We start from the raw sequence: 18,724 nt of genomic DNA on the forward strand, positions 1-18,724 counted from the left end.
TCCAACAGCCAGCGCACCACCCACTACGTATTCGAACCGGGCAGCTTCGTGCCGCTGCTGCAAGCCACCACCAGCGGCACCATCCGCCTGCCGCGTACCCCGGTATGGGAAGGCGACTACGACCGCGATCAAGACCCGCTATGGCAAGACCCGCCGGAAGCGAAAGCGTTTGAACAACTGCACTACTACCACTGCGACCACCTTGGCACGCCGCAAGAGCTGAGCGACCAGCACGGCAATCTCGCCTGGCAGGCCAGCTATAAAGCCTGGGGTGAAGCCAAGGAAGTGATCAGCGATGCGGCGAAGAAGGCCGGCATCCACAACCCGTTCCGTTTCCAGGGTCAGTACTACGACCACGAGACGGGGCTGCACTACAACCGGCATCGGTACTATGATCCGGTGATCGGGCGGTTTGTGAGCAAGGATCCGATCGGGCTGGCGGGTGGGTTGAATATCTACCAGTACGCGCCGAATGCGGTGCAGTGGGTTGATCCGTTGGGGTTGACAGGCATGAATGCCACTATATCGGGGCCCAATATTCCTGGCGGTTCAGTGAGCGGCCTCAGTACCGCAGAAGGGGGGACTGGGATCACAAATGAAGCAGTGCAAAAAGCATATGACAACGTACCCAAGGAAATTCGTAAGGACTACCATGGGGATTGCGCCGAGGCTGAAGGCCTGAGCACTCTCGGTAACTTAGTGTGCGCAAAGAATATAGAAGATTTGAAGAAATATACAGCAGGTGCCGAGGGGCGTGCGTTCCGCAATGACAAAAAAGGAAAACCTCATCCAGCATGCCCTAGCTGCGGGCATGTATATGGCCAACTTGGGATTGCTGATGGACATTGCAAATCATGAATAGAGAAGATATTTCAGAAAGAAAAATTCTTGAAGAAAACTACGACGTAGAAGAAGCTAGCTACTCGTACAACAATTCTTCCTGGATCGTACATGATTTTTTCGAGAATGAGCTTTTAGCTAAAAAAACGCTTGATGAATTGAAAATTCATGAGAATGCTCGAGAGTGCGCGGCTTTATTTTCCAATGCACTAAAACTTTATTTGGAGCATAAAATTTCCAAGAAGGAATTTTCTGATTTCAGAATCAATGCATGGAATGAGGTTGACCATCGGGAAGGAAATGAAAAAAAACTTTTCAGAGTGATCGTCTCAAGCCTGTATGACGAAGAGTACAGGAATAATGAAAGGGAAGTCGCTCCTCTTAATTATTTCGAAGTTATTTTTTCAACCACCTATAAACTAGATAAGGGACTTTGTAAAAAGTTCAGAGAATTTTGTGAGAGACACCCGGCAATGCAGCACTTTCGCTACTCAAGCCAAGGCTGAAATAGGATTCCGTGCTGTGTAAAATTAATGGACTCCTATCAGCTCGGTCAAAATTGGAGAAAAGCATACGCACAACCAATTCGAGGGGTTTGAGCGGGAGTATTTTTTGTATATCCAAAATTGCTAGCAATTTAATACGCCTATCTCCACAAAAGCGCCGCATGACTGGCGGCAGCAAACTGCTCGGCAACCTGCTGCGCGACTACGCCGGCGTGCGCTACGACTACGACAGCCGCGGCAACCTCAGCACCCGCCGACGTCGTGTCTGGAAAAGCCAAGAAATGGGCTACAAAATATCAAGAAATATTGATTGCCGATGGATTGCCGGCTGATTCCTACTCCGTGGCGAAATGAAAAATTTTGATAGTGAATTGTATAAAATTATTATCGAATTGGAGAAGTATTATGAGTCCGACCTCTCTGAGGCTGAGGATAGCGCGGAAAATGCAAGAATAAAAGAATGCATATTCTCCCTCATTAGGGAGGCACACATTTCTGGGAGCTTTGAAGCCAAGGAGAAATTGCTATCTCTTTTGTCGGAGAATGTTGGCTGCCAAGAAGATATAGAGCTTGTTGAAGAATTTTCAAAACGGTTAATTGACGAGGGTGTACTCACTCCAATGGAGCTGGAAAAACATTTTTCTGAATTTTCAACAGCGCGTTGGCATTGATTTTTCTAAAAACCTGCTGCTAGCTAGCGCCCCCGGAAAAGAGATGAAATCGGCCAATTCACCAAGGGCATGCCGGCGGCAGCAAACTGCTCGACAACCTGCTGCGCGACTACGCCGGCGTGCACTACGACTACAACAGCCGTGGCAACCTCAGCACCCGCATCAGCAATGGCCAAGGCACGTGGAGCTGCTCACAAAACCCAGCGTAGCGGTGCTGGCAAGGCTCGCGAAACGCAGACAGTACAAACCGTACGGCCAGTGAGCGTAACGCCGCCAGCAGGGTTTTGTGAGTGGCTCTGGCTACGAATGGGACCACTACAACCGCTTGACCAGCGTTCGCAGTGATCAAGTCCTCACCCAGTTTGCCTACGACCCACTCGGGCGACGCCTCTACAAACAAAGCAGCGCCATCCGCCCGTTCAACGCCAACCTGCAATGGGCCGAGCAAGAACAAGCGCGCATCAGCAAGGAAAAGAACCTCGGCATCACCCTGTACGGCTGGGACGGCGACACGCTGGCCTGGGAATCCAACAGCCAGCGCACCACCCACTACGTATTCGAACCGGGCAGCTTCGTGCCGCTGCTGCAAGCCACCACCAGCGGCACCATCCGCCTGCCGCGCACCCCGGTGTGCAAGGTCGACGGTATGGCTCAGATGGCCCCTAGTCCAACAAGGTACCCCCCAAACATATCCGCCATCGCATCGGCATAGGCGGCGATCTCGGCCGGGGTGCGCGGGGTTTCCGAGTATTGTTTGCCTACGGCGCTGAGGGTGTCGGTGATCAGCGCGCCGGCCAGCGCGCGCGTGGCGTCGGATGCATCGGGCAACGCCGCCAGCATGAAGCGCTGCAGGGTTTGTTGGCCGGTGGCACGGGCGGTTTGCGCCTCTGGCGCGTCGCGATAAAGCGGTGCGGCATCGTTCAGTGCGCCGCGTACTTCGGCTTCGTCACATTCGGACTGGATAAAGGCGTGCACCAGCGTGCGCAAGCGCGCCAGCGGTGGCTGGCTGGCGTCTTCCAGTATGGTTTGCAGCATGGCATTGGTTTGCTGCCATTCATCGCTCTGCAAGCGGAACAAAATGGCGGCCTTGTTGGGAAAGTACTGGTACACCGAGCCGATGCTCACCCCGGCACGCTCGGCCACCCGCGCGGTGGTGAAACGCGGCGCGCCTTCCTTGGCCAGAACCTGAACAGCTGCGGTGAGTATGGCGGCCACCAGCTCGGCAGAACGGGCCTGCTGCGGTTGCTTGCGCGAGGAAATACGGGGGCTGCGGCGTTCGCTCATGTCGGGCCTGGCAATGCGAATAGTGAAACGCGATTAATTCGTCATATTCTAGTCCGGTAGCGACACACACTCAAATACCTGCCGGAGTAGACCCATGAATACCCTCACCACCGCCCCGCTTGCCCCCTTGCTGGATCGTTTGTTCGACGAGGCCGATGCCTCGGCACCGCTGATTCAGCAAGCCGTTGCCGATCTGCCCGAACAGGCGCTGGCGCAGCTGATGCAAAGCAAAACCGGCTACCGCGAGCTGTATGGCCGGCTGAAAGACATGCCGCTGCCGGTGTCCCGCGCGACCGGCACCCTGCTCTACATGCTGGCGCGCAGCAGCAATGCCCGCTACATCATCGAATTTGGTACCTCGTTCGGCATCTCTACCCTGCATCTGGCTGCCGCGCTACGCGACAACGGCGGCGGGCGGTTGATCGGCAGCGAGTTCGAGCCCGCCAAGGTAGCGCGTGCGCGGCAACACATGGTTAATGCCGGCGTTGCCGATCTAGTCGAGATCCGCGAGGGCGATGCGCTGCACACGCTGGCCGGTACGCTGCCTGAGCACATAGACCTGCTGTTGCTGGACGGCGCCAAGGCGCTCTATCCGGACATCCTGGCCATGCTGGAACCACACCTGCGCCCGGGCGCGCTGGTGGTGGCTGATAACGCCGGCGACAGCCCGGCCTATCTGGCACATGTGCGCGCCCCCGGCAGCGGCTACCTGTCCACGCCGTTTGGTGATGATGTGGAGGTATCGTTGCGGCTGGGTTGATTCTGTCTGGCACCAAAGCAGCCCGGCTTGGGTCGCCCCCTGCTTGCGCATGAGCACATGGCACATCATCCGCGTTGCACACAACCAGAAAACCGCCGTCTGGCTTCATCAACAAATCAGCAAATAACAATGAAGCTGTTGTTTTTAAACAATTTTTACATTCATACACCACCGTCTGCTTGAGTCCGCCCCGCATTCCCTGCACTTTGTCGTTGCCTGACATAGACCATGTCAATCATGGAAAGAAAAAGGCACCAAAGAATAAGGAGACGGATACATGAAGCAGTTTGCAACACACAAGGCCAGCAGCAAGGACAAGCAGGCACCACGCGGCTGGCAGCGTGCGGCATGGACAACCATCGCCGCGCTGCTGCTGGGCGCCAGCCAAGCCACCAGCGCTGCCGCATGGCTGGCGGGCAGCACTTATGAGCAGGGCGATATCGTTACCCATCAGGGCCAAGAATGGCAGGCCCGCTGGTGGACGCGGGGCGATGTGCCCGGCACGCAGGCCACGGCGTGGCAGGTCGCACCGTCAGAGGATGCGCCGGCCTGGCAGGCAGCAACGGTTTACCAAGGCGGCGAGCTGGTGCTGCATGCCGGCCTGCTCTACCAGGCGCAATGGTGGAGCCGGGGCGAAACACCGGGCACGGCAGGCAGCGCCTGGCGGGCGCTGGGTTCCGGGGTGAAAGCGGCGCAGTTCGTACGCGTGCCGGGCGGCCGCTTCATCATGGGCGCCACCATCAAGGGCAAGGCCAATTACGACAACGAAGAACCGGTGCACCCGGTCACCTTGTCGTCGTTCTGGCTGAGCAGCACCGAGGTGACCTACCGCCAGTTCGACCGCTACACCCGCGCCACCAGCCAGCCGCTGCTGAGCAATCTGGATGCCGGCGGTCTGGCCTTTGGCTGTGGCGAGCGCCCGGCGGTGAATGTGTCGTGGTGGGCCGCCGTACGCTATATCAACTGGCTGAATCAACAGCACGGCTGGCCGCGCTCGTATGACGAAAACAGCGGCAATCTGCTGGATGCCGCCGGCCTGCCCACCACCGATGTAGCCAAGGTCATCGGCTACCGCCTGCCAACCGAGGCAGAGTGGGAATATGCAGCGCGTGAGCGCGGCCGCGACATCATCAATGCCTGGGGCAATGGCGAGCCGGTGATCAATGGCAAACCCGCCGCCAATGTGGCCGATGCCAGCCTCAAGGCCTTTTTCGAGCCGATCGCACCACTGCCTTGGTGGTTGGTGCCATGGCAAGCCGATGACGGCTATGCGCGGCTGGCGCCGGTGGGCAGCTTCATCCCCAATGCACTGGGGCTGTACGACATGTCGGGCAATGCATGGGAATGGACCACCGATCAGGAGCGTGTTTACACCACGCAGGCGCAGGTCAACCCGGTGGGGGTAAGTACCTCACCGGGACGCATCATGCGCGGAGCCAGCTGGGATAACGGTCAGGACATGCATATCACCGACCGCTATGCGGATGACCCGGCCACCTCGACCGCCGCCACCGGCTTGCGCCTGGCGCGCTCGGGCAATGCCGAGGCCAACTGGCCAAGCCGCTGAAGAAGCGGTTTGAACCTCGACACCAGCGGTGAACCCGTGTCACCCGGAACCCGGCGCTGCCGGGTTCCGCCCAATCATGCGGCTGGGGACCATCTCCTGGCGGCAGGCCATCCGGGTCAAGCCGCATTGCGGTGCCCACCATGACTCCAACCGTCTTCGCTGGGCCCGAGACCCTGCGTGATACGGTTGCAAAGCACCCCCTGTCCGTCTGGCAGCAAGGCGGTAAGCGCAGGCAAAACACCAATTCCCTTCAAACCACGCGGCCGCGCATGCCACACCAGCGACCTTCCTGATCAGGCTGCAAGTTTGCCGACATCAGCATTTTTGCCACAGCACTCTTGATCACATGTAAATACGGATATTCCGTAAGTATTTTCGTTTATAGTCGCAAGGCAATACAGAACACCACGTCAAAATCATGCCAACCAACAGGAGGTTACATCGTGGATCAGTATCTAGGTGAAATCCGGCTGTGCGCGTTCCCTTACGCGCCCAAGGGCTGGGCGCTGTGCAACGGCGCACTGCTTTCGATCCAGCAAAACCAGGCCTTGTTCGCGTTGCTGGGCATCCAGTACGGCGGCAATGGCACTACCGTCTTCCAGCTTCCCGATCTGCGCGGCCGCACGCCGGTGCATCGCTCGCTGGATGGCCAATATGTACAGGGCCAGCCCGGTGGCGTGGAAACAGTGACGCTGACCACAGCAACCATCCCAGCGCACAACCACTTGTTCAAGGCGACCACAACTGCTGCCACCCTGGCCATCCCCGGTACCGCGAGCAACAGCTATCTCGCGCAGCCTGGCGCCAGCCTCTTTGCTCCGGTAAATGCAAGCAGCATCGTTCCCATGGATGCGGCAGCCAGCGACGCAACAGGCGGCAGCACGCCGCATGACAACATGCAGCCGTCGCTGGTGATGAACTACATCATCGCGCTGACCGGCATTTTCCCGTCCCGCAACTAAGGATCACATCATGGCAACTCCATTTGTTGGTGAAATCCGCATTTTTGCGGGTACGTTCGCCCCCGTCGGTTGGGCGCTTTGCAACGGGCAACAGCTGAGTATTTCGGAAAACGAGGTGCTGTACTCCCTGATTGGCACCACTTATGGTGGCGACGGGCAAATCTATTTCCTTGCGCCCAACCTGAACGGCCGCCTGCCTATCGGTCAGGGCCAAGGCTTGGGGCTGAGCCAACGCGTGGTCGGTCAATCATTCGGCAGTGAAAACGTCACGCTCACGACCAGCAACCTGCCCACCCACACCCACACGGTACAAGCCAGCAAAGATGCGGCTACAACCGCAACACCGGGCAATACCGGCATGCTGGCGACCACCGGTTCCAATTTCTATCACGCGGGTACCCCCCCCTCGCCCACTGCGGTCAAGCTCAGCCCCGGCACCTTGTCCACGACCGGCAATACGCTGCCCCACTCGAACATGATGCCAACGCTGTCGCTCAACTACATCATCGCGACCGCAGGCATCTACCCGTCGCAAAGCTAAGACTCGGAGCAAACAAAATGTCAGATCAATACGTAGGCGAAATCCGCGTTTTCGGTTTCAACTTTGCGCCGAATCAATGGGCCTCCTGCGACGGCCAGATTCTGCCGATTCAGCAAAACGCCCCGCTGTTCGCCATTCTGGGCGTGAACTATGGCGGCAACGGCACCACCAATTTTGGATTGCCCGATCTGCAAGGCCGTGCCGGGCTGGACGCCAGCGTGCCCACACTGGTTGGTGAGCAATCAGGCGCGCCCTCGATCACCCTGCAAGTCAGCGAGATCCCACAACACACCCACAATGCCTATGTTGACAATGGCCGCCCGCAGTCAGAAGCCGCCAGCGCCCAGATCCCCAGCCGTTTTGCGACAAAGGACGTCTATACCTATCTGATCGATACACCGGCACCGCCACTGGTATCGCTCGCCCCGCAAACCGTCTCTCTCATAGGCGGCAACGGCGCGCACGAAAACCGCCAGCCGTATCAGGTACTGAACTACTGCATCGCGCTGCAAGGTATTTTCCCGGCACGCTCGTAATCCACAGCATGCAGTTCCGGCAGGGGGACGCTCCTGCCGGATTTAACCCTTCACGAGCTACCGATGACGTTCTCTCGCGCCCTGTTCAGCCCGCATGTGGGCACCACCTTCAATGTACATCTGTCCAGCGAGCATGCACTATCACTGCAGCTGCAAGAAGTCAGGCAGCCCAATACCATGCCGCCCGGTTACGAGGTATTTTCGCTGATATTCCACGGGGTTTCGGCCCAACCGTTGCCGCAAGGCACCTATGCGCTGCAGCATGCCGAACTGGCCGAACAAGCCATCTTTCTGGTGCCGGTCGGCAAGCGTGACCACGGTTTCGAATACCAGGCCTGCTTCAACATCGTGATCTGACCCCATGCACATCGATTACCCCGGCCTCGCACTGCGCCCCGTGACCGACAATGACCGCGAACTACTGATACGGATTTACCGCTCCACGCGCGAGGAAGAGCTTCGCCCCACCGGCTGGAGCGACGAGCAGAAAACGCAATTTATCGCCATGCAGTTCCAGGCGCAGCATCAGGCCTACAGCGCCTACGCGAATGCCGAATTTCTGATCGTCGAACACGATGGCACACCGGTTGGCCGCATCTATCTGCAGCACAAGCAGACCGTGTTGCACATCATTGACCTCTCGTTGTTGCCGGCCGCACGCAACTTGGGCATGGGCACGGCGTTGCTGCAGGCCTGCTTTGCCAGCGGCGCCTCATCTGGCAAAGCCGTGCATATCCATGTGGAAAAATTCAACCCGGCATTACAGCTCTATCTGCGGCTGGGCTTCCAGATTTGCGAGGACAAGGGCATCTATCTGTCGCTGGAGCGCGAAACCGCCACCGCACAAGCATAGCCGGTGGCGCTGTGCTCACGCCCACATATGGGCGCATGATTAAATACTTTCATTCATGCACAGTTGTTTGCAATAAACTGGATACAAAAAGGTCGCCTCGGCATGATGGCTTGCGCGCATTGCGCGCATCCAGAAACGGAAGGAGACCAAACCATGCAAGCAAAATGCTTCACCCTGCCAGCCCTGTTGCTGGCAGCAGCCATCACCCATGCCGCCCCCGCGTGGCAAAACATGCAGGTCTACCAGGCCGGCGATACCATCACGGAAGCAGGCATCGATTACCGCGCCCAATGGTGGACGCAAGGTCAAACGCCGCAGCAGCACAGCGGCCCGCCGGGCAGCGGCCAGCCCTGGCTGGTGCTGAATCCCGCAGAACCCCCACTGGCATGCGGCGATGCATGGCGCCCGGGCACGGCCTACAACGGCAATAGCGTGGTCAGCCGGCAGGGCCGCAATTACCTCGCCAGTTGGTGGAGCAGCGGCAGCGACCCCGCCATCAACGCATCATCACCGTGGCGAGATCTGGGTAGCTGCAACTACCTCGCCAGCTACAGCTATGACGTGACCGCACAACAGGTACAGCCACTGGCCTTTGCCGGCCAAACGCTCAGCGCCAATTACCGCATCCAGGTGCGGCTGCCTGCGCAGTTCAACCCGGATCGGGCCTATCCAGTGCTGTATGTGCTGGATTGGTTCGTGCTCGGCGCAGGCGTCACCGTGCAATATCAGGCGCTGGAAGCCAGCGGAAAAATCCAGCCACTGATCCTGGTGGGCGTGGACTGCCCGGACAGCATCGATGCCTGCTGGCTGCGCCGCGAGCGCGACTACACGCCCGCCTGGTGGCAGGCCGAGGAAGATTATCTGGGCAATACCGACCCCAACTTGCAAATCACCGGCGGCGGCCCCCGGCTGCTGGCGCTGCTGCGCGATCAGGTGATCCCGCGCATCGAAACGCGCTATCTGGCCAACACGGCGGCGCGCGGCTTGCACGGCACCTCGCTTAGCGGCCTGTTTGCCGCCGATGTACTGGTGCGCCAGCCCGGCAGCTTTGGCCGCTACCTGATCAACAGCCCATCATTGTGGTACCAGGATGGCCTGCTCATCAGCCAGGCACAGGCCGCGCCAGCCAGCCAGTTTGCCACGGTGCAGCACGCGTTCTTCAGCATGGGTGAGCTGGAAGGCCAGCCTTATCTGCAGGATACCGCCACCCTGGCCAGCGTGATTTCGGCCAGGCAAGTGCCGGTGCAAAACGCAGTGTTTGCCGGGCGCGATCATGAAACCGCCGGGCTGGATGCGACAACCGCGGGTTTGCTGAGTGCCTACCCGCGCTGAGCACCTGTTATTTAGAGCAGCTAACAAAACCCTGCTGGCGGCGTTACGCTCACTGGCCGTACGGCCAGGTTCTGTCTGCGTTTCGCGTGCCTTGCCAGCACCGCTACACTGGGTTTTGCTAGCGGCTCTTATCCTCGGTCGTCATCTGTGGACAAGCCGGCATCAAGCACCCGGCACAGCCGGGTGCTTACCCGCTTTTGAGGGTGAAGCAGCGGTTCTCCCAGATTGATTCCACTCCCCCCTCGCCACCGCGAGGGGGCCTCGCTTCGCTTGTCAGTGACACGAATCGGGCCTTTGAAAATCAACCATTTAGGTACATCACAGGCGCTGAGAAACTGCCCGGGCTTGCGGTCGTCATCCGCAGCATCAGGAACCCGGCCTGGCCGGGTTCCGGCAGGGCCATTACCCAATAGCCCCGCCAGATCAATGACTTGGGCCCGCATGGCAAATGCGGCCTCACCCTGGCGGGCCAATCATTCCGGCTGTCGGCAAAAACCAACACCCCGGCCTGCACGCGTTGCAGCGCAGCAAAACTGCGTGCTACCTTGCGCCACCTTTCCGATCAACCCCTGCACCCTTGGAGGACAACATCATGAAACAACGCACATCTGCCTCCCGCCGTGGGCTGTGGCTCGGGTTCGATCGCGTCGACTCTTCCTGCTAAGCCGCTGACACTTTCCGCCTGCTGCACGCCGGCCGTTGCCAAGCAACGCCAGCTGCACCGCATTGCAGGCCAATAACGCACCATCGCGCGTTAGCGTCAGCCGCCATCTGCAAGTTTCATCCGCCATCGCCCCGGGCCACGGCCTGCCGTTCTGCATTTCTTTTTATCTTTGAACGGATGATTACATGGGCACTGCCATGCAAACGCTGGCCGAGGGCATCACGTTGTGCGCCTTGGCCGATACCTGGATCGAAGGGGAAGCCCTTCGCCAACTCAAACAAACCGCCACCCTGCCCGGCATGCGCCGTGTGGCTGGCATGCCGGACCTGCACCCCGGCCGTGGCTATCCGGTGGGCGCTGCTTTTTTCAGCGTCGGCCACATTTACCCGGCACTGATCGGTGGCGACATCGGCTGCGGCATGGCGCTGTGGCAAACCAGCCTGGACCCGCGCCGCGACAGCGCCACCAAACTGGTGAAGCAACTAGGCAGCATCGATTGCCCGCTGGATGACAGCTGGCAGGCACAGATCGCCAGCTTTCAGCTTGCCGATGCCGATTACACCGCCGCGCTGGGCACCATAGGCAGCGGCAACCACTTTGCCGAGGTACAAAGGCTGGACGAGGTCTACGACGCCAGCGCAGTCACCGCACTGGGGCTGGACGAAAACCGCCTGCAACTCTTGGTGCACAGCGGCTCGCGCGGGCTGGGGCAGGCCATTCTGGAACTGCACATGATCGCGCACGGCTATAACCCGCTGGCGGCAGACAGCGCTGCCTGCGCGGCCTATCTGCACCGGCACGACCACGCGTTGCGCTTTGCCGAGGCCAACCGCGCCTTGATCGCGCAACGCATGCTGGCACGCTGGAAGGCCGACGGCCACTGCATGCTGGATGTAAACCACAACCTGGTCAGCCCTGCCTGCATCGAGGGTGAACACGGCTGGTTGCACCGCAAGGGCGCCACGCCGGGCGATGCCGGCCCGGTGGTCATCCCCGGTTCGCGCGGCGATTACAGCTATCTGGTGCAACCGGTGCAGGAGGCCGGCCTGCCGGCGCTGTATTCGCTGGCGCACGGTGCGGGCCGCAAGTGGGCACGCAAGGACTGCAAGGGCCGGCTGGAACGGCGCTATACCGCAGCCCAGCTGGGCCGCACCCGTTTCGGCAGCCATGTGGTGTGCGAAGACCGCGAACTGCTATACGAGGAGGCGCCGGAAGCCTACAAGCCCATCACCAGCGTGGTGAATGCGCTGGAGCAAGCCGGCCTGCTGCGCAAGCTGGCGCGGCTGGCCCCGGTGCTGACCTACAAGACCAGCGGGGAGTGCTGCCGATGATGCTGTTGCAACTCTCTGCCGCGCACGGCCCGGCCGAGTGCCAGCTCGCCGTGGTCAAGGCACTGGCGCGGCTGGCGCGCGAGGCCGAGCAAGCCGGGCTGACCAGCACCCTGCTGGAAGAAGAGCCCGGCGACGAGCCGGGCACGCTGAAATCCGCGCTGCTCGGGCTGGAAGGCGTGGGCGCGGTCGCGCTGGCGCAGCGCTGGCTGGGCACGGTGCAATGGCGCTGCCCCAGTCCCTACCGCCCGCGCCATGCACGCAAGAACTGGTTCATCGGCGTGGCCGCCTGCGCCGCACCGACGCAGACGCTGGAAAGCGAAATCCGCTTCGAGGCATGCAAGGCCGGCGGGCCGGGCGGCCAGCACGTGAACAAGACCGAATCGGCCATCCGCGCCACACACGTCGCCAGCGGCATCAGCGTACGCGTACAGACCGAGCGCAGCCAGCACGCCAACAAACGGCTGGCCGTGGCGCTGATCGCGCACAAGCTGGCCGAGGTGCAGCAGGCGCAACACGCAGCCCAACGCGCCGAGCGCCGCCAGCTGCACTTTGAAGTGGAACGCGGCAACCCGGCGCGGGTGTTCAAGGGCATGAAGTTCGAAGCAGCCTGAGCGATCAGCGCAATGATGATGGCGGCCCGGCCGCCGAAGGAGGACACATGCAGACAGATCACCTTGGCCGCATCGTGGTCGTCGGCACCAGCGGTGCCGGCAAGACCACGTTTGCGCGCCAGCTCGCCGCCCGGCTGGGCCAGCCCTATATCGAACTGGACGAGTTGTACTGGGCTCCCGGCTGGCAGCCCAAACCGGCTGCGGAGTTCGAGCGACTGGTGAACGACGCGGCCGCGCTACCGGGCTGGGTGGTGGACGGCAACTATGGCGCGGTGCGCGACCAGCTCTGGCCGCGCGCTACCACCATCATCTGGCTCAATTATCCGCTGCACACCGTGCTGTGGCGCGCGTTCACACGCACGCTGCGGCGCTATCTGAAGCGGGAAACACTCTGGCACGGCAACCGCGAATCACTACGCCGCACGCTGTCACGTGATTCCATCCTGGTATGGGTGATCACGACCTATCACCGCAGACAGCGGCAGATGGCTGCGTTGCGCGCGGGTAGCGACTACCCACATTTGCGATGGGTGGAGTTTCGACACCCCCGCCAAGCACAGGCTTGGTTGCGCCAGAAGCAACGCAACGCTGAACGTTGACTACGATGACTTGATGAAGAAATTAAAGTCACCCCCCATCACCACGCAACCGTCTCTCGATCATCTGCAACGCATGTTCGAGGAAGCAAAAGCGCGCATCCACGATGCAGGCCTTTTGGCGAGCAGCCCCAATACGGCTTCAGATTCCGCTGCAATCCTACGAATTTTGGGCTTTGAAATATTGCTCAAATGCGCGGTGCTGCTTTGCGGGCAAACGCCAAAGAAGAATCACGATTACGACTGCATCTGGAAGACGCTACCCGGCAAAGTCAGGAAAGATATCCAAGCCGCAGCAGCAACGCAGATGGCTGGCTACGCCGATTTCTCAGACTTGGGCAAATTACTCAAAACCTACCAATATGTGTTCGAAAAAGCCCGTTACCACTATGAGCTTTACGAGAACTACACGCTAGACGAGCAGCATGAGCTTGAGGTGCTATGGCTTCAAATAGGAGCGCCGCCAAAAGAAGCAGTAGTTCAATATCACCCTTACGAACTTCTCGGCCTGATCGCCGGACTCTCCTCCTTTATCGAGGCCTGCTTACGCAAGTTGGCCTGCGCGGCGAATTAGCCGCGCCGGATCAATCAGTCTGCCCTCACCACCACTCGTACTTGGCCGGTCTGTTGCTCTAGCTGCGCCACCTCCACCGCCAAAAACTTCTCAATCACCCCGATATTGGTCAGCAGGTGCGACGATGCCACGGTGGCGGTGAATTCGCCGCCGCCCGCCAGCGCCAGCGGCAGCAACAACTGGTCGGCCAGGTGTTCACCGACGGCGGCGTTGCCTTTCAGGTAGCGGCGCAGCTCGTCAGCGGTGCGATTGGCCACGCTTTCGGCTGAGATGCCGCGCTCGCCAAAGCCGGTGAAGACTTCGGTGACGTGCTCATGCACCAGCTCGACCAGCAGTGCATTGCCCGGGCCGTGGGTGGCGGGCAGTTCCTGCACCTTCGTTTGCAGCGGCCAGGCCGGGTCATCAAGGCGCAGCGCCAGTTGGTCCAGCTCGCGCTTGGCCACGCTGTAGCTCACGTCGGCGACGATGGCGGTGGCGTCCAGCGCTTGCAGCGCGCCGCGCTCGGTCAGCACCAGCGGCTGCAGGGCCGCAACCGGCTGCACGGTGGCGCGCACCGAACCGCCGCCGGCCGGGTAAAAGCCGTGCCGCTCCAGCGCGATGGTTTGTTGCACGCCCATACGCGCCATCAGCGGTGCCCAGCTGCGGATCAGGAAATCCGCCGGCGGTGCGGCCTTGTTGTGCGTGCCACCGCTTACCAGCACCGTGCTCGGCGCATCGGCAAACCACAGTGCCGGCAGCACGGTTTGCAGCACCAGCATGCATGAGCCAGCCGTGCCGATGGCAAAATGGTAATCGCCGCCACGGATCGCACCGGGGCGGAAGGTCAGCGTTTGTGAGCCGGCCTCAGCCCCGCTCACCTCGGCACCACAGATGGCCGCCGCAGCCTGCACGGCAGTCAGATGCTGGCGCAGCAGGCCCGGCTTTTGCCGCCCGGCGCGGATGCGCTCGATGCGGAACGGTGTGCCGGTAATCATGGCGAGGGTGAGCGCGCTGCGCAAAATCTGGCCGCCACCTTCACCGGTGGCGCCATCCAGTTCTATCCAGTCTTTCATGTTCTCAGTCTTTTTTCGGCCACGCACCCGGCGTGGCATTCCTTATTCAGTGCGACGTTGCCTGTACGGTTTCAAACAGCAGCCGATCCAGCGCAATGGCATCACCCTCGGGCCGCTTGTAATCGGGCAGTTCAGTCACGCGCTCCAGCTGTTGCTCGATGAAAGCGTGGATCAGCGGGAAGCGCGCGCCGTATTCGGCCTCGCCGGCCTTCATCTTTACCGCCAGCAGCTGGTTGATTTCATCGCGAAGAGCGACGTCACGCACCATCACGTCGGCCAGCTCGGCAAAGCGCATCGGCGGCATGCCGCGCCCTTCGTCCACCCATTGCGAGGCCAGCAGCGGCCGCAGCACGTACAGATACTTTTTCAGCCGAACCGTATCGCCCTGCAGATAGCCGCGGAAGTTCTTGTGCGCCATCGCCAGGTAATGCCAGCGCCCCTTGCGGCTGGAGAAAAACCCCGGCGCCAGTGCGCGCAGCGTGCTGGCCAGCGTGGCGTCTTCGCGGTAGATCACCGGCGAATCCAGCCACTCGAACAAGGTGGGGTTGGAGCCGCGCAGCAGTTGCAGCGCCTTGCGCAGCTCCCAGCCGCTGATGTCCAGCTCGTCGCTGATCGGCATTTCGATCACGTCGCGCTGCGGCTCTACCTGCAGATACCAGTCCAGCTTGTGCACGTAGATGAAGCGCACGTCGTAATCGCTGTCGGGCGAGGCAAAGCCCCAGCCACGACTGCCTGATTCACAGGCGAACAGCACCTTTACGTCGCGACGGGCCTCGATGGCATCCAGCTCGGTCTGGATGCGGTTGCGCACCGCATCGTCTATCGGGTGGGCACTCAAGATTGCAGTCATGCTCATTCCTTTGTTGCCGGCCATTGGCCGGCTTGTTGCAACGCTGCGTGCAGATTGGGCAGCGTGGCGATCAGATCACGGCTGGCCGTATCGGCCAGCAAGGTGTGCAGGCGTTCCGCCTCGGCCCGATAGGGGCGCGCATACGCCAGCGTGTTGTAGGGTTGATCCAGCGCATGCAATTGCACACGCACCACATCCTGCAATGCGGGCTGGCGTGCCAGATCCAGCCATAGCGCCAGTTGCGCCCATTCACTCAGCCGGTCAGTCAGTACCGTGGCCAGCCAGTGGTCGTTGCGCTGCCACGCGGCGTGCGCGGCGCGGTAGACCGCATCGCCCTCCAGCGCCAGACCATTGCCGATCAGCTTGAGCACAAAGCGCTGCAGCTTGGGGCTGCCGTGCTGCCACACTTGCTCCAGCAGTGCCTCGCGCCGCTCGGGCGCCCATTGCAGCATGGCGCGCAGCGCGGCGATGCGCACCGCACCGCTTTGATGCGCCAGGCAACGCGCCGCCAGCGGCGCCACCTCGGGCAGCTTGTGCGTGACGGCCTCCCACAGCGCAGCGGCCAGCTCGTTGGCGTTCAGATCCGGGCGCAGCAAGGCGGTGCGGTAAAACTGCGGCAGGTTCTCGCCCAGCCGCGCAGCCTGCCAGCAGGCGGTTTCGCGCGGCCCCAGGCTGGGGTCGAGCAACATGCGCCGGCACAGCATCAGCTTGTCGTTGTCGCTGAGCGGCGTGGCCATCAGCAGCCGTACCGCCTGGCTGCGCACCGCCGATGCCCGGTCGGTCAGCCCGGCCATCAACATATGCCAGCCAGTCGGCGGCGCCAGGGTCACGCCCACCGTCAACGCCTGCTGGCGCACCGACGGATCGGCATGGCGCATGCCCTCGCGCACCACCTCACCTACGTCGCCGCGTTGCAGCAGAACCTGCAACGCATGCCGCGCCGGCTGGCCGCGCATGGTCGTCAGCCGCTGGCGCAATGCCGGGGCATGGCGTGACTGCAACAGCAGATCAAAAGTCTGCGCCACCAGCTCGGCATGATCTGCACGCTGCTTATGCGGCAGCTCGCAGATATCGCCCAGACAGGCCAGCACATCGTCCACTCGCGCCTCGTCCAGATAGCGCCGGTACTGCAGCAAGGCCTGCGCCCGTACCTGCGGCACCCAGTCATTCAACCGCGCCACAATCAGCGCCAGACTGCGCGGGCCGGGTTTGTCGGCCAGATAGAGCAACACGGCTTCGCGCTCGTAGCCGTCGCTGGATGCAGCAAACTCATTCAAGCGATGCGAGCAAACCCGCAACACGGCAGCCGTATCTGCCACCACCTGTGCCAGCGAGCGCTCCTCGCTCACCGCCATGGCCGGCGCAGGCACCGGCGCCACCATGTACCGGGCGGGCTCGCCCAGCAGCAAATTCTTCAGCCATTCACGCATATTGCCTCCAGCCTTCAGGCTGTTTGCCCGCTTTGGGACACGCTGCTGCACGCATCGACTGCATGTTGCAGGCAGCGTCTCCAGTATTCATCAATCTCGGGGTCACCCTCTATCCGTTCACAGATGCCATGCAATGCCGGCAGCAACCTCGCGTCCGCCAGCTGCTCAGCAGCATCAAGTATCCCGGTCGTACAACCCTCATCCCCCAGCGCAGCGATGAGCTTGCCCAGCACCGCTTCATCCTTGCGCTTGGCCAAACCGCTCAGCGCCTCCATGCGAACTTCCGGGTGTAGATCATCCACGCCTCGCCACAAGCAGGCCCGAATCTCCGGGGTATCGGCTTCATGCAACGCTCCCAGAGCAAAGGTCGCCCAGTTGCGGACGTCGTCATCCACATCGCCGCAGAGCGCCACCAGTGTGGCAGTCGATTCCGGCTCGAAATAGCTGCCCAAAGCAAAGGCGACCGCATAACGCAACTCGGCACTCGCGTGGCTAGCCAGCGCCAATATGCCCGGCAATGCCTGCGCGCAAGGGCGATGACCAAACCCAAAGATCGCCGCATACACCACCATGCAATGCCGATCATTCAGACCGCGCAACAGCAGCGCGTGGCTCCATTCCATGGCATAGCTTGCTTTGCCCTGCCCAGCCATCGCCCCCAGCTGGCAAGCGATATCCAATGCCAGCGCCCGCTTGCGCCAGTTGCGGGCGACAAACAAGCACTCGACCCGCGCCTGCATGGCCAGCGATGGGCGACCACGCAATTCGTGAATCGCATCCCAGCTACGCTCGCTATCCCACTCCTGCAGTGCGATTCCGATCAGACTCTTTTCGCCCAGTTTCTTGAATGCGAGGTAGTTATCCATGCTGGTGCAATGTTCCTTCGTTTTGCCCGACCCAGTGCGTTTACGTTACCGGGCTACTTGGTACGGCCATTGCGTCGCCCATTCCGGTGCCGCTTTCGGTCCCGGCTTCAAGCCGGAAAAATCCGCCAGCAACCGCCAATCCAACTGTGCTGCCGCTGGCTGATCGCATACCCACAGCTCGCCGCCGCGCCCGGTAATCACGCGCCCATGCCGATCAAAATCGACAAACTCGGCAGGTGCGATCTCGTGCTTGCCGTGGCTGTTCTCCAGCGTGCAATGTTGCAAGTGGCGTTCCGCTGCGAATGGCCGTTTGATTGGCTGCCATGTTCCTTCCAGCGCCAGTGCACCCTCTGCGGCAAGCCTGCGCCAGACGGCGGGCTGCACACCTTCATCGCTTACCCGTCGCCATTGCGGTTCGTCCTTCCTGTCCTTGTCGCCCAACTGCTCGCTACCAACGATCTGCATATTGAAGCCCTTCGCGCGTTGCATAGGTCGACGCTGCTGCTCCGGCAGGTTGAGCCAGAAGCGACCTCCGCGCAGAAAGCAGCCACCGCCGCCCAAGCCGTTATGCGGCCACAGGGCCAGCGCGGTCAGATAGGGTGGACGGCAGATTGCCGTCCAGGTGTCCTCGCCCAGTGCTTGCAAGGTGCGCTGGCCACCCTTGCGCGCCACATAGGTCATCAGTTCGCCGTTGTCCGACAGATCGCAGCCCCATTCATACACCCGGCCATGCAGCCATTGGCCCAACTCGAACGTATCGTTGGCGGTATCCCAACGGATGAGCTGCACCCAGCGGGTGGGCCCGCGCCGCAACAAGACGGCAACGGGCGCCCGCCGGGCCTGCACGATGCTCAAGCGGCAGTGCGGTGCAGAGGTAGCCGTTTTGGCTCGCGCCATG

The 18,724-nt window shown here is 61.1% G+C and carries 23 protein-coding genes; 17 read left to right on the forward strand and 6 right to left on the reverse strand.

The window, feature by feature from the left end; translation table 11 throughout:
- The 5 genes from B9A19_RS19880 to B9A19_RS19895 all read left to right on the forward strand — a co-directional run.
- A partial coding sequence (locus B9A19_RS19880; protein WP_139799017.1) for an RHS repeat domain-containing protein occupies nt 1-858 on the forward strand: 858 nt, incomplete at its 5' end.
- Complete coding sequence (locus B9A19_RS19885) at nt 855-1,346, forward strand: hypothetical protein (RefSeq protein WP_084092907.1); 492 nt, start codon at nt 855-857, stop codon at nt 1,344-1,346. The genes B9A19_RS19880 and B9A19_RS19885, both read left to right, overlap by 4 nt.
- 161 nt (nt 1,347-1,507) lie before the next feature.
- The gene (locus tag B9A19_RS22705; RefSeq protein WP_176217034.1) at nt 1,508-1,678 is read left to right on the forward strand and encodes a hypothetical protein; all 171 of its coding nucleotides are present in this window, start codon (nt 1,508-1,510) and stop codon (nt 1,676-1,678) included.
- An 18-nt stretch (nt 1,679-1,696) separates the two neighbouring features.
- Nucleotides 1,697-2,017 carry a hypothetical protein gene (locus B9A19_RS19890; protein ID WP_084092908.1) on the forward strand — a complete coding sequence of 107 codons (321 nt, stop codon included), beginning with the start codon at nt 1,697-1,699 and terminating at the stop codon, nt 2,015-2,017.
- A gap of 286 nt (nt 2,018-2,303) precedes the next feature.
- Nucleotides 2,304-2,729 carry a hypothetical protein gene (locus B9A19_RS19895; RefSeq protein WP_084092909.1) on the forward strand — a complete coding sequence of 142 codons (426 nt, stop codon included), beginning with the start codon at nt 2,304-2,306 and terminating at the stop codon, nt 2,727-2,729.
- Here the strand turns inward: B9A19_RS19895 and B9A19_RS19900 are convergent.
- Nucleotides 2,669-3,301 carry a TetR/AcrR family transcriptional regulator gene (locus B9A19_RS19900; protein WP_084092910.1) on the reverse strand — a complete coding sequence of 211 codons (633 nt, stop codon included), beginning with the start codon at nt 3,299-3,301 and terminating at the stop codon, nt 2,669-2,671. The two genes, B9A19_RS19895 and B9A19_RS19900, sit on opposite strands and share 61 nt — an antisense overlap.
- Before the next feature lie 94 nt (nt 3,302-3,395).
- On the opposite strand from B9A19_RS19900, the gene B9A19_RS19905 reads away from it, so the two are divergent.
- The 12 genes from B9A19_RS19905 (at nt 3,396) to B9A19_RS19960 (ending at nt 13,628) form a co-directional block, all read left to right on the forward strand.
- Nucleotides 3,396-4,061 (forward strand): O-methyltransferase, encoded by a 666-nt coding sequence (locus B9A19_RS19905; RefSeq protein ID WP_084092911.1) that lies wholly within the window; start codon nt 3,396-3,398, stop codon nt 4,059-4,061.
- Nucleotides 4,062-4,338: 277 nt separating this feature from the next.
- On the forward strand, nt 4,339-5,628 hold the full coding sequence (locus B9A19_RS19910) for an SUMF1/EgtB/PvdO family nonheme iron enzyme (RefSeq protein WP_084092912.1): 1,290 nt from the start codon (nt 4,339-4,341) through the stop codon (nt 5,626-5,628).
- Nucleotides 5,629-6,071: 443 nt separating this feature from the next.
- Nucleotides 6,072-6,590 (forward strand): phage tail protein, encoded by a 519-nt coding sequence (locus B9A19_RS19915; RefSeq protein WP_084092913.1) that lies wholly within the window; start codon nt 6,072-6,074, stop codon nt 6,588-6,590.
- 10 nt (nt 6,591-6,600) lie between these two features.
- Complete coding sequence (locus B9A19_RS19920; protein WP_084092914.1) at nt 6,601-7,131, forward strand: phage tail protein; 531 nt, start codon at nt 6,601-6,603, stop codon at nt 7,129-7,131.
- Between the two features lie 17 nt (nt 7,132-7,148).
- Nucleotides 7,149-7,667, forward strand: coding sequence for a phage tail protein (locus B9A19_RS19925; RefSeq protein ID WP_084092915.1), 519 nt, complete (start codon nt 7,149-7,151; stop codon nt 7,665-7,667).
- Between the two features lie 63 nt (nt 7,668-7,730).
- Nucleotides 7,731-8,024 carry a DUF6916 family protein gene (locus tag B9A19_RS19930; RefSeq protein ID WP_084092916.1) on the forward strand — a complete coding sequence of 98 codons (294 nt, stop codon included), beginning with the start codon at nt 7,731-7,733 and terminating at the stop codon, nt 8,022-8,024.
- A 4-nt stretch (nt 8,025-8,028) separates the two neighbouring features.
- Nucleotides 8,029-8,520: a GNAT family N-acetyltransferase gene (locus B9A19_RS19935; protein ID WP_084092917.1), complete on the forward strand. Its 492-nt coding sequence runs from the start codon at nt 8,029-8,031 to the stop codon at nt 8,518-8,520.
- 153 nt (nt 8,521-8,673) lie between these two features.
- Nucleotides 8,674-9,852: a carbohydrate-binding protein gene (locus tag B9A19_RS19940; protein ID WP_176217035.1), complete on the forward strand. Its 1,179-nt coding sequence runs from the start codon at nt 8,674-8,676 to the stop codon at nt 9,850-9,852.
- Between the two features lie 849 nt (nt 9,853-10,701).
- Entirely contained in the window at nt 10,702-11,847 is a 1,146-nt protein-coding gene (locus tag B9A19_RS19945) for an RNA ligase RtcB family protein (protein WP_084092919.1), read from the forward strand.
- Nucleotides 11,844-12,458, forward strand: a complete 615-nt coding sequence (prfH, locus tag B9A19_RS19950) for a peptide chain release factor H (RefSeq protein ID WP_084092920.1) — start codon at nt 11,844-11,846, stop codon at nt 12,456-12,458. The genes B9A19_RS19945 and prfH overlap by 4 nt, the downstream gene beginning before the upstream one ends.
- A 47-nt stretch (nt 12,459-12,505) precedes the next feature.
- On the forward strand, nt 12,506-13,057 hold the full coding sequence (locus tag B9A19_RS19955; protein ID WP_084092921.1) for an AAA family ATPase: 552 nt from the start codon (nt 12,506-12,508) through the stop codon (nt 13,055-13,057).
- A gap of 13 nt (nt 13,058-13,070) precedes the next feature.
- Nucleotides 13,071-13,628, forward strand: coding sequence for a hypothetical protein (locus B9A19_RS19960; protein ID WP_084092922.1), 558 nt, complete (start codon nt 13,071-13,073; stop codon nt 13,626-13,628).
- 14 nt (nt 13,629-13,642) lie between these two features.
- On the opposite strand, the gene rtcA is transcribed toward B9A19_RS19960, so the two are convergent.
- From rtcA to B9A19_RS19985, 5 genes are read right to left on the reverse strand one after another with little or no spacing between them, the layout of a single operon-like run.
- Nucleotides 13,643-14,680, reverse strand: a complete 1,038-nt coding sequence (gene rtcA / locus B9A19_RS19965; RefSeq protein WP_084092923.1) for an RNA 3'-terminal phosphate cyclase — start codon at nt 14,678-14,680, stop codon at nt 13,643-13,645.
- A 46-nt stretch (nt 14,681-14,726) separates the two neighbouring features.
- Entirely contained in the window at nt 14,727-15,530 is an 804-nt protein-coding gene (locus tag B9A19_RS19970; RefSeq protein ID WP_084092924.1) for a nucleotidyltransferase domain-containing protein, read from the reverse strand.
- 2 nt (nt 15,531-15,532) lie between these two features.
- Complete coding sequence (locus B9A19_RS19975) at nt 15,533-16,960, reverse strand: hypothetical protein (RefSeq protein WP_084092925.1); 1,428 nt, start codon at nt 16,958-16,960, stop codon at nt 15,533-15,535.
- 14 nt (nt 16,961-16,974) lie between these two features.
- Complete coding sequence (locus B9A19_RS19980) at nt 16,975-17,826, reverse strand: HEAT repeat domain-containing protein (protein ID WP_084092926.1); 852 nt, start codon at nt 17,824-17,826, stop codon at nt 16,975-16,977.
- Between the two features lie 45 nt (nt 17,827-17,871).
- Nucleotides 17,872-18,723: a hypothetical protein gene (locus B9A19_RS19985; RefSeq protein WP_084092927.1), complete on the reverse strand. Its 852-nt coding sequence runs from the start codon at nt 18,721-18,723 to the stop codon at nt 17,872-17,874.
- Between the last annotated feature and the right edge of the window lies 1 nt (nt 18,724).

The sequence above is a fragment of the Andreprevotia lacus DSM 23236 genome (assembly GCF_900176275.1).
In the GTDB taxonomy this organism is placed as follows: Bacteria; Pseudomonadota; Gammaproteobacteria; order Burkholderiales; family Chitinibacteraceae; genus Andreprevotia; species Andreprevotia lacus.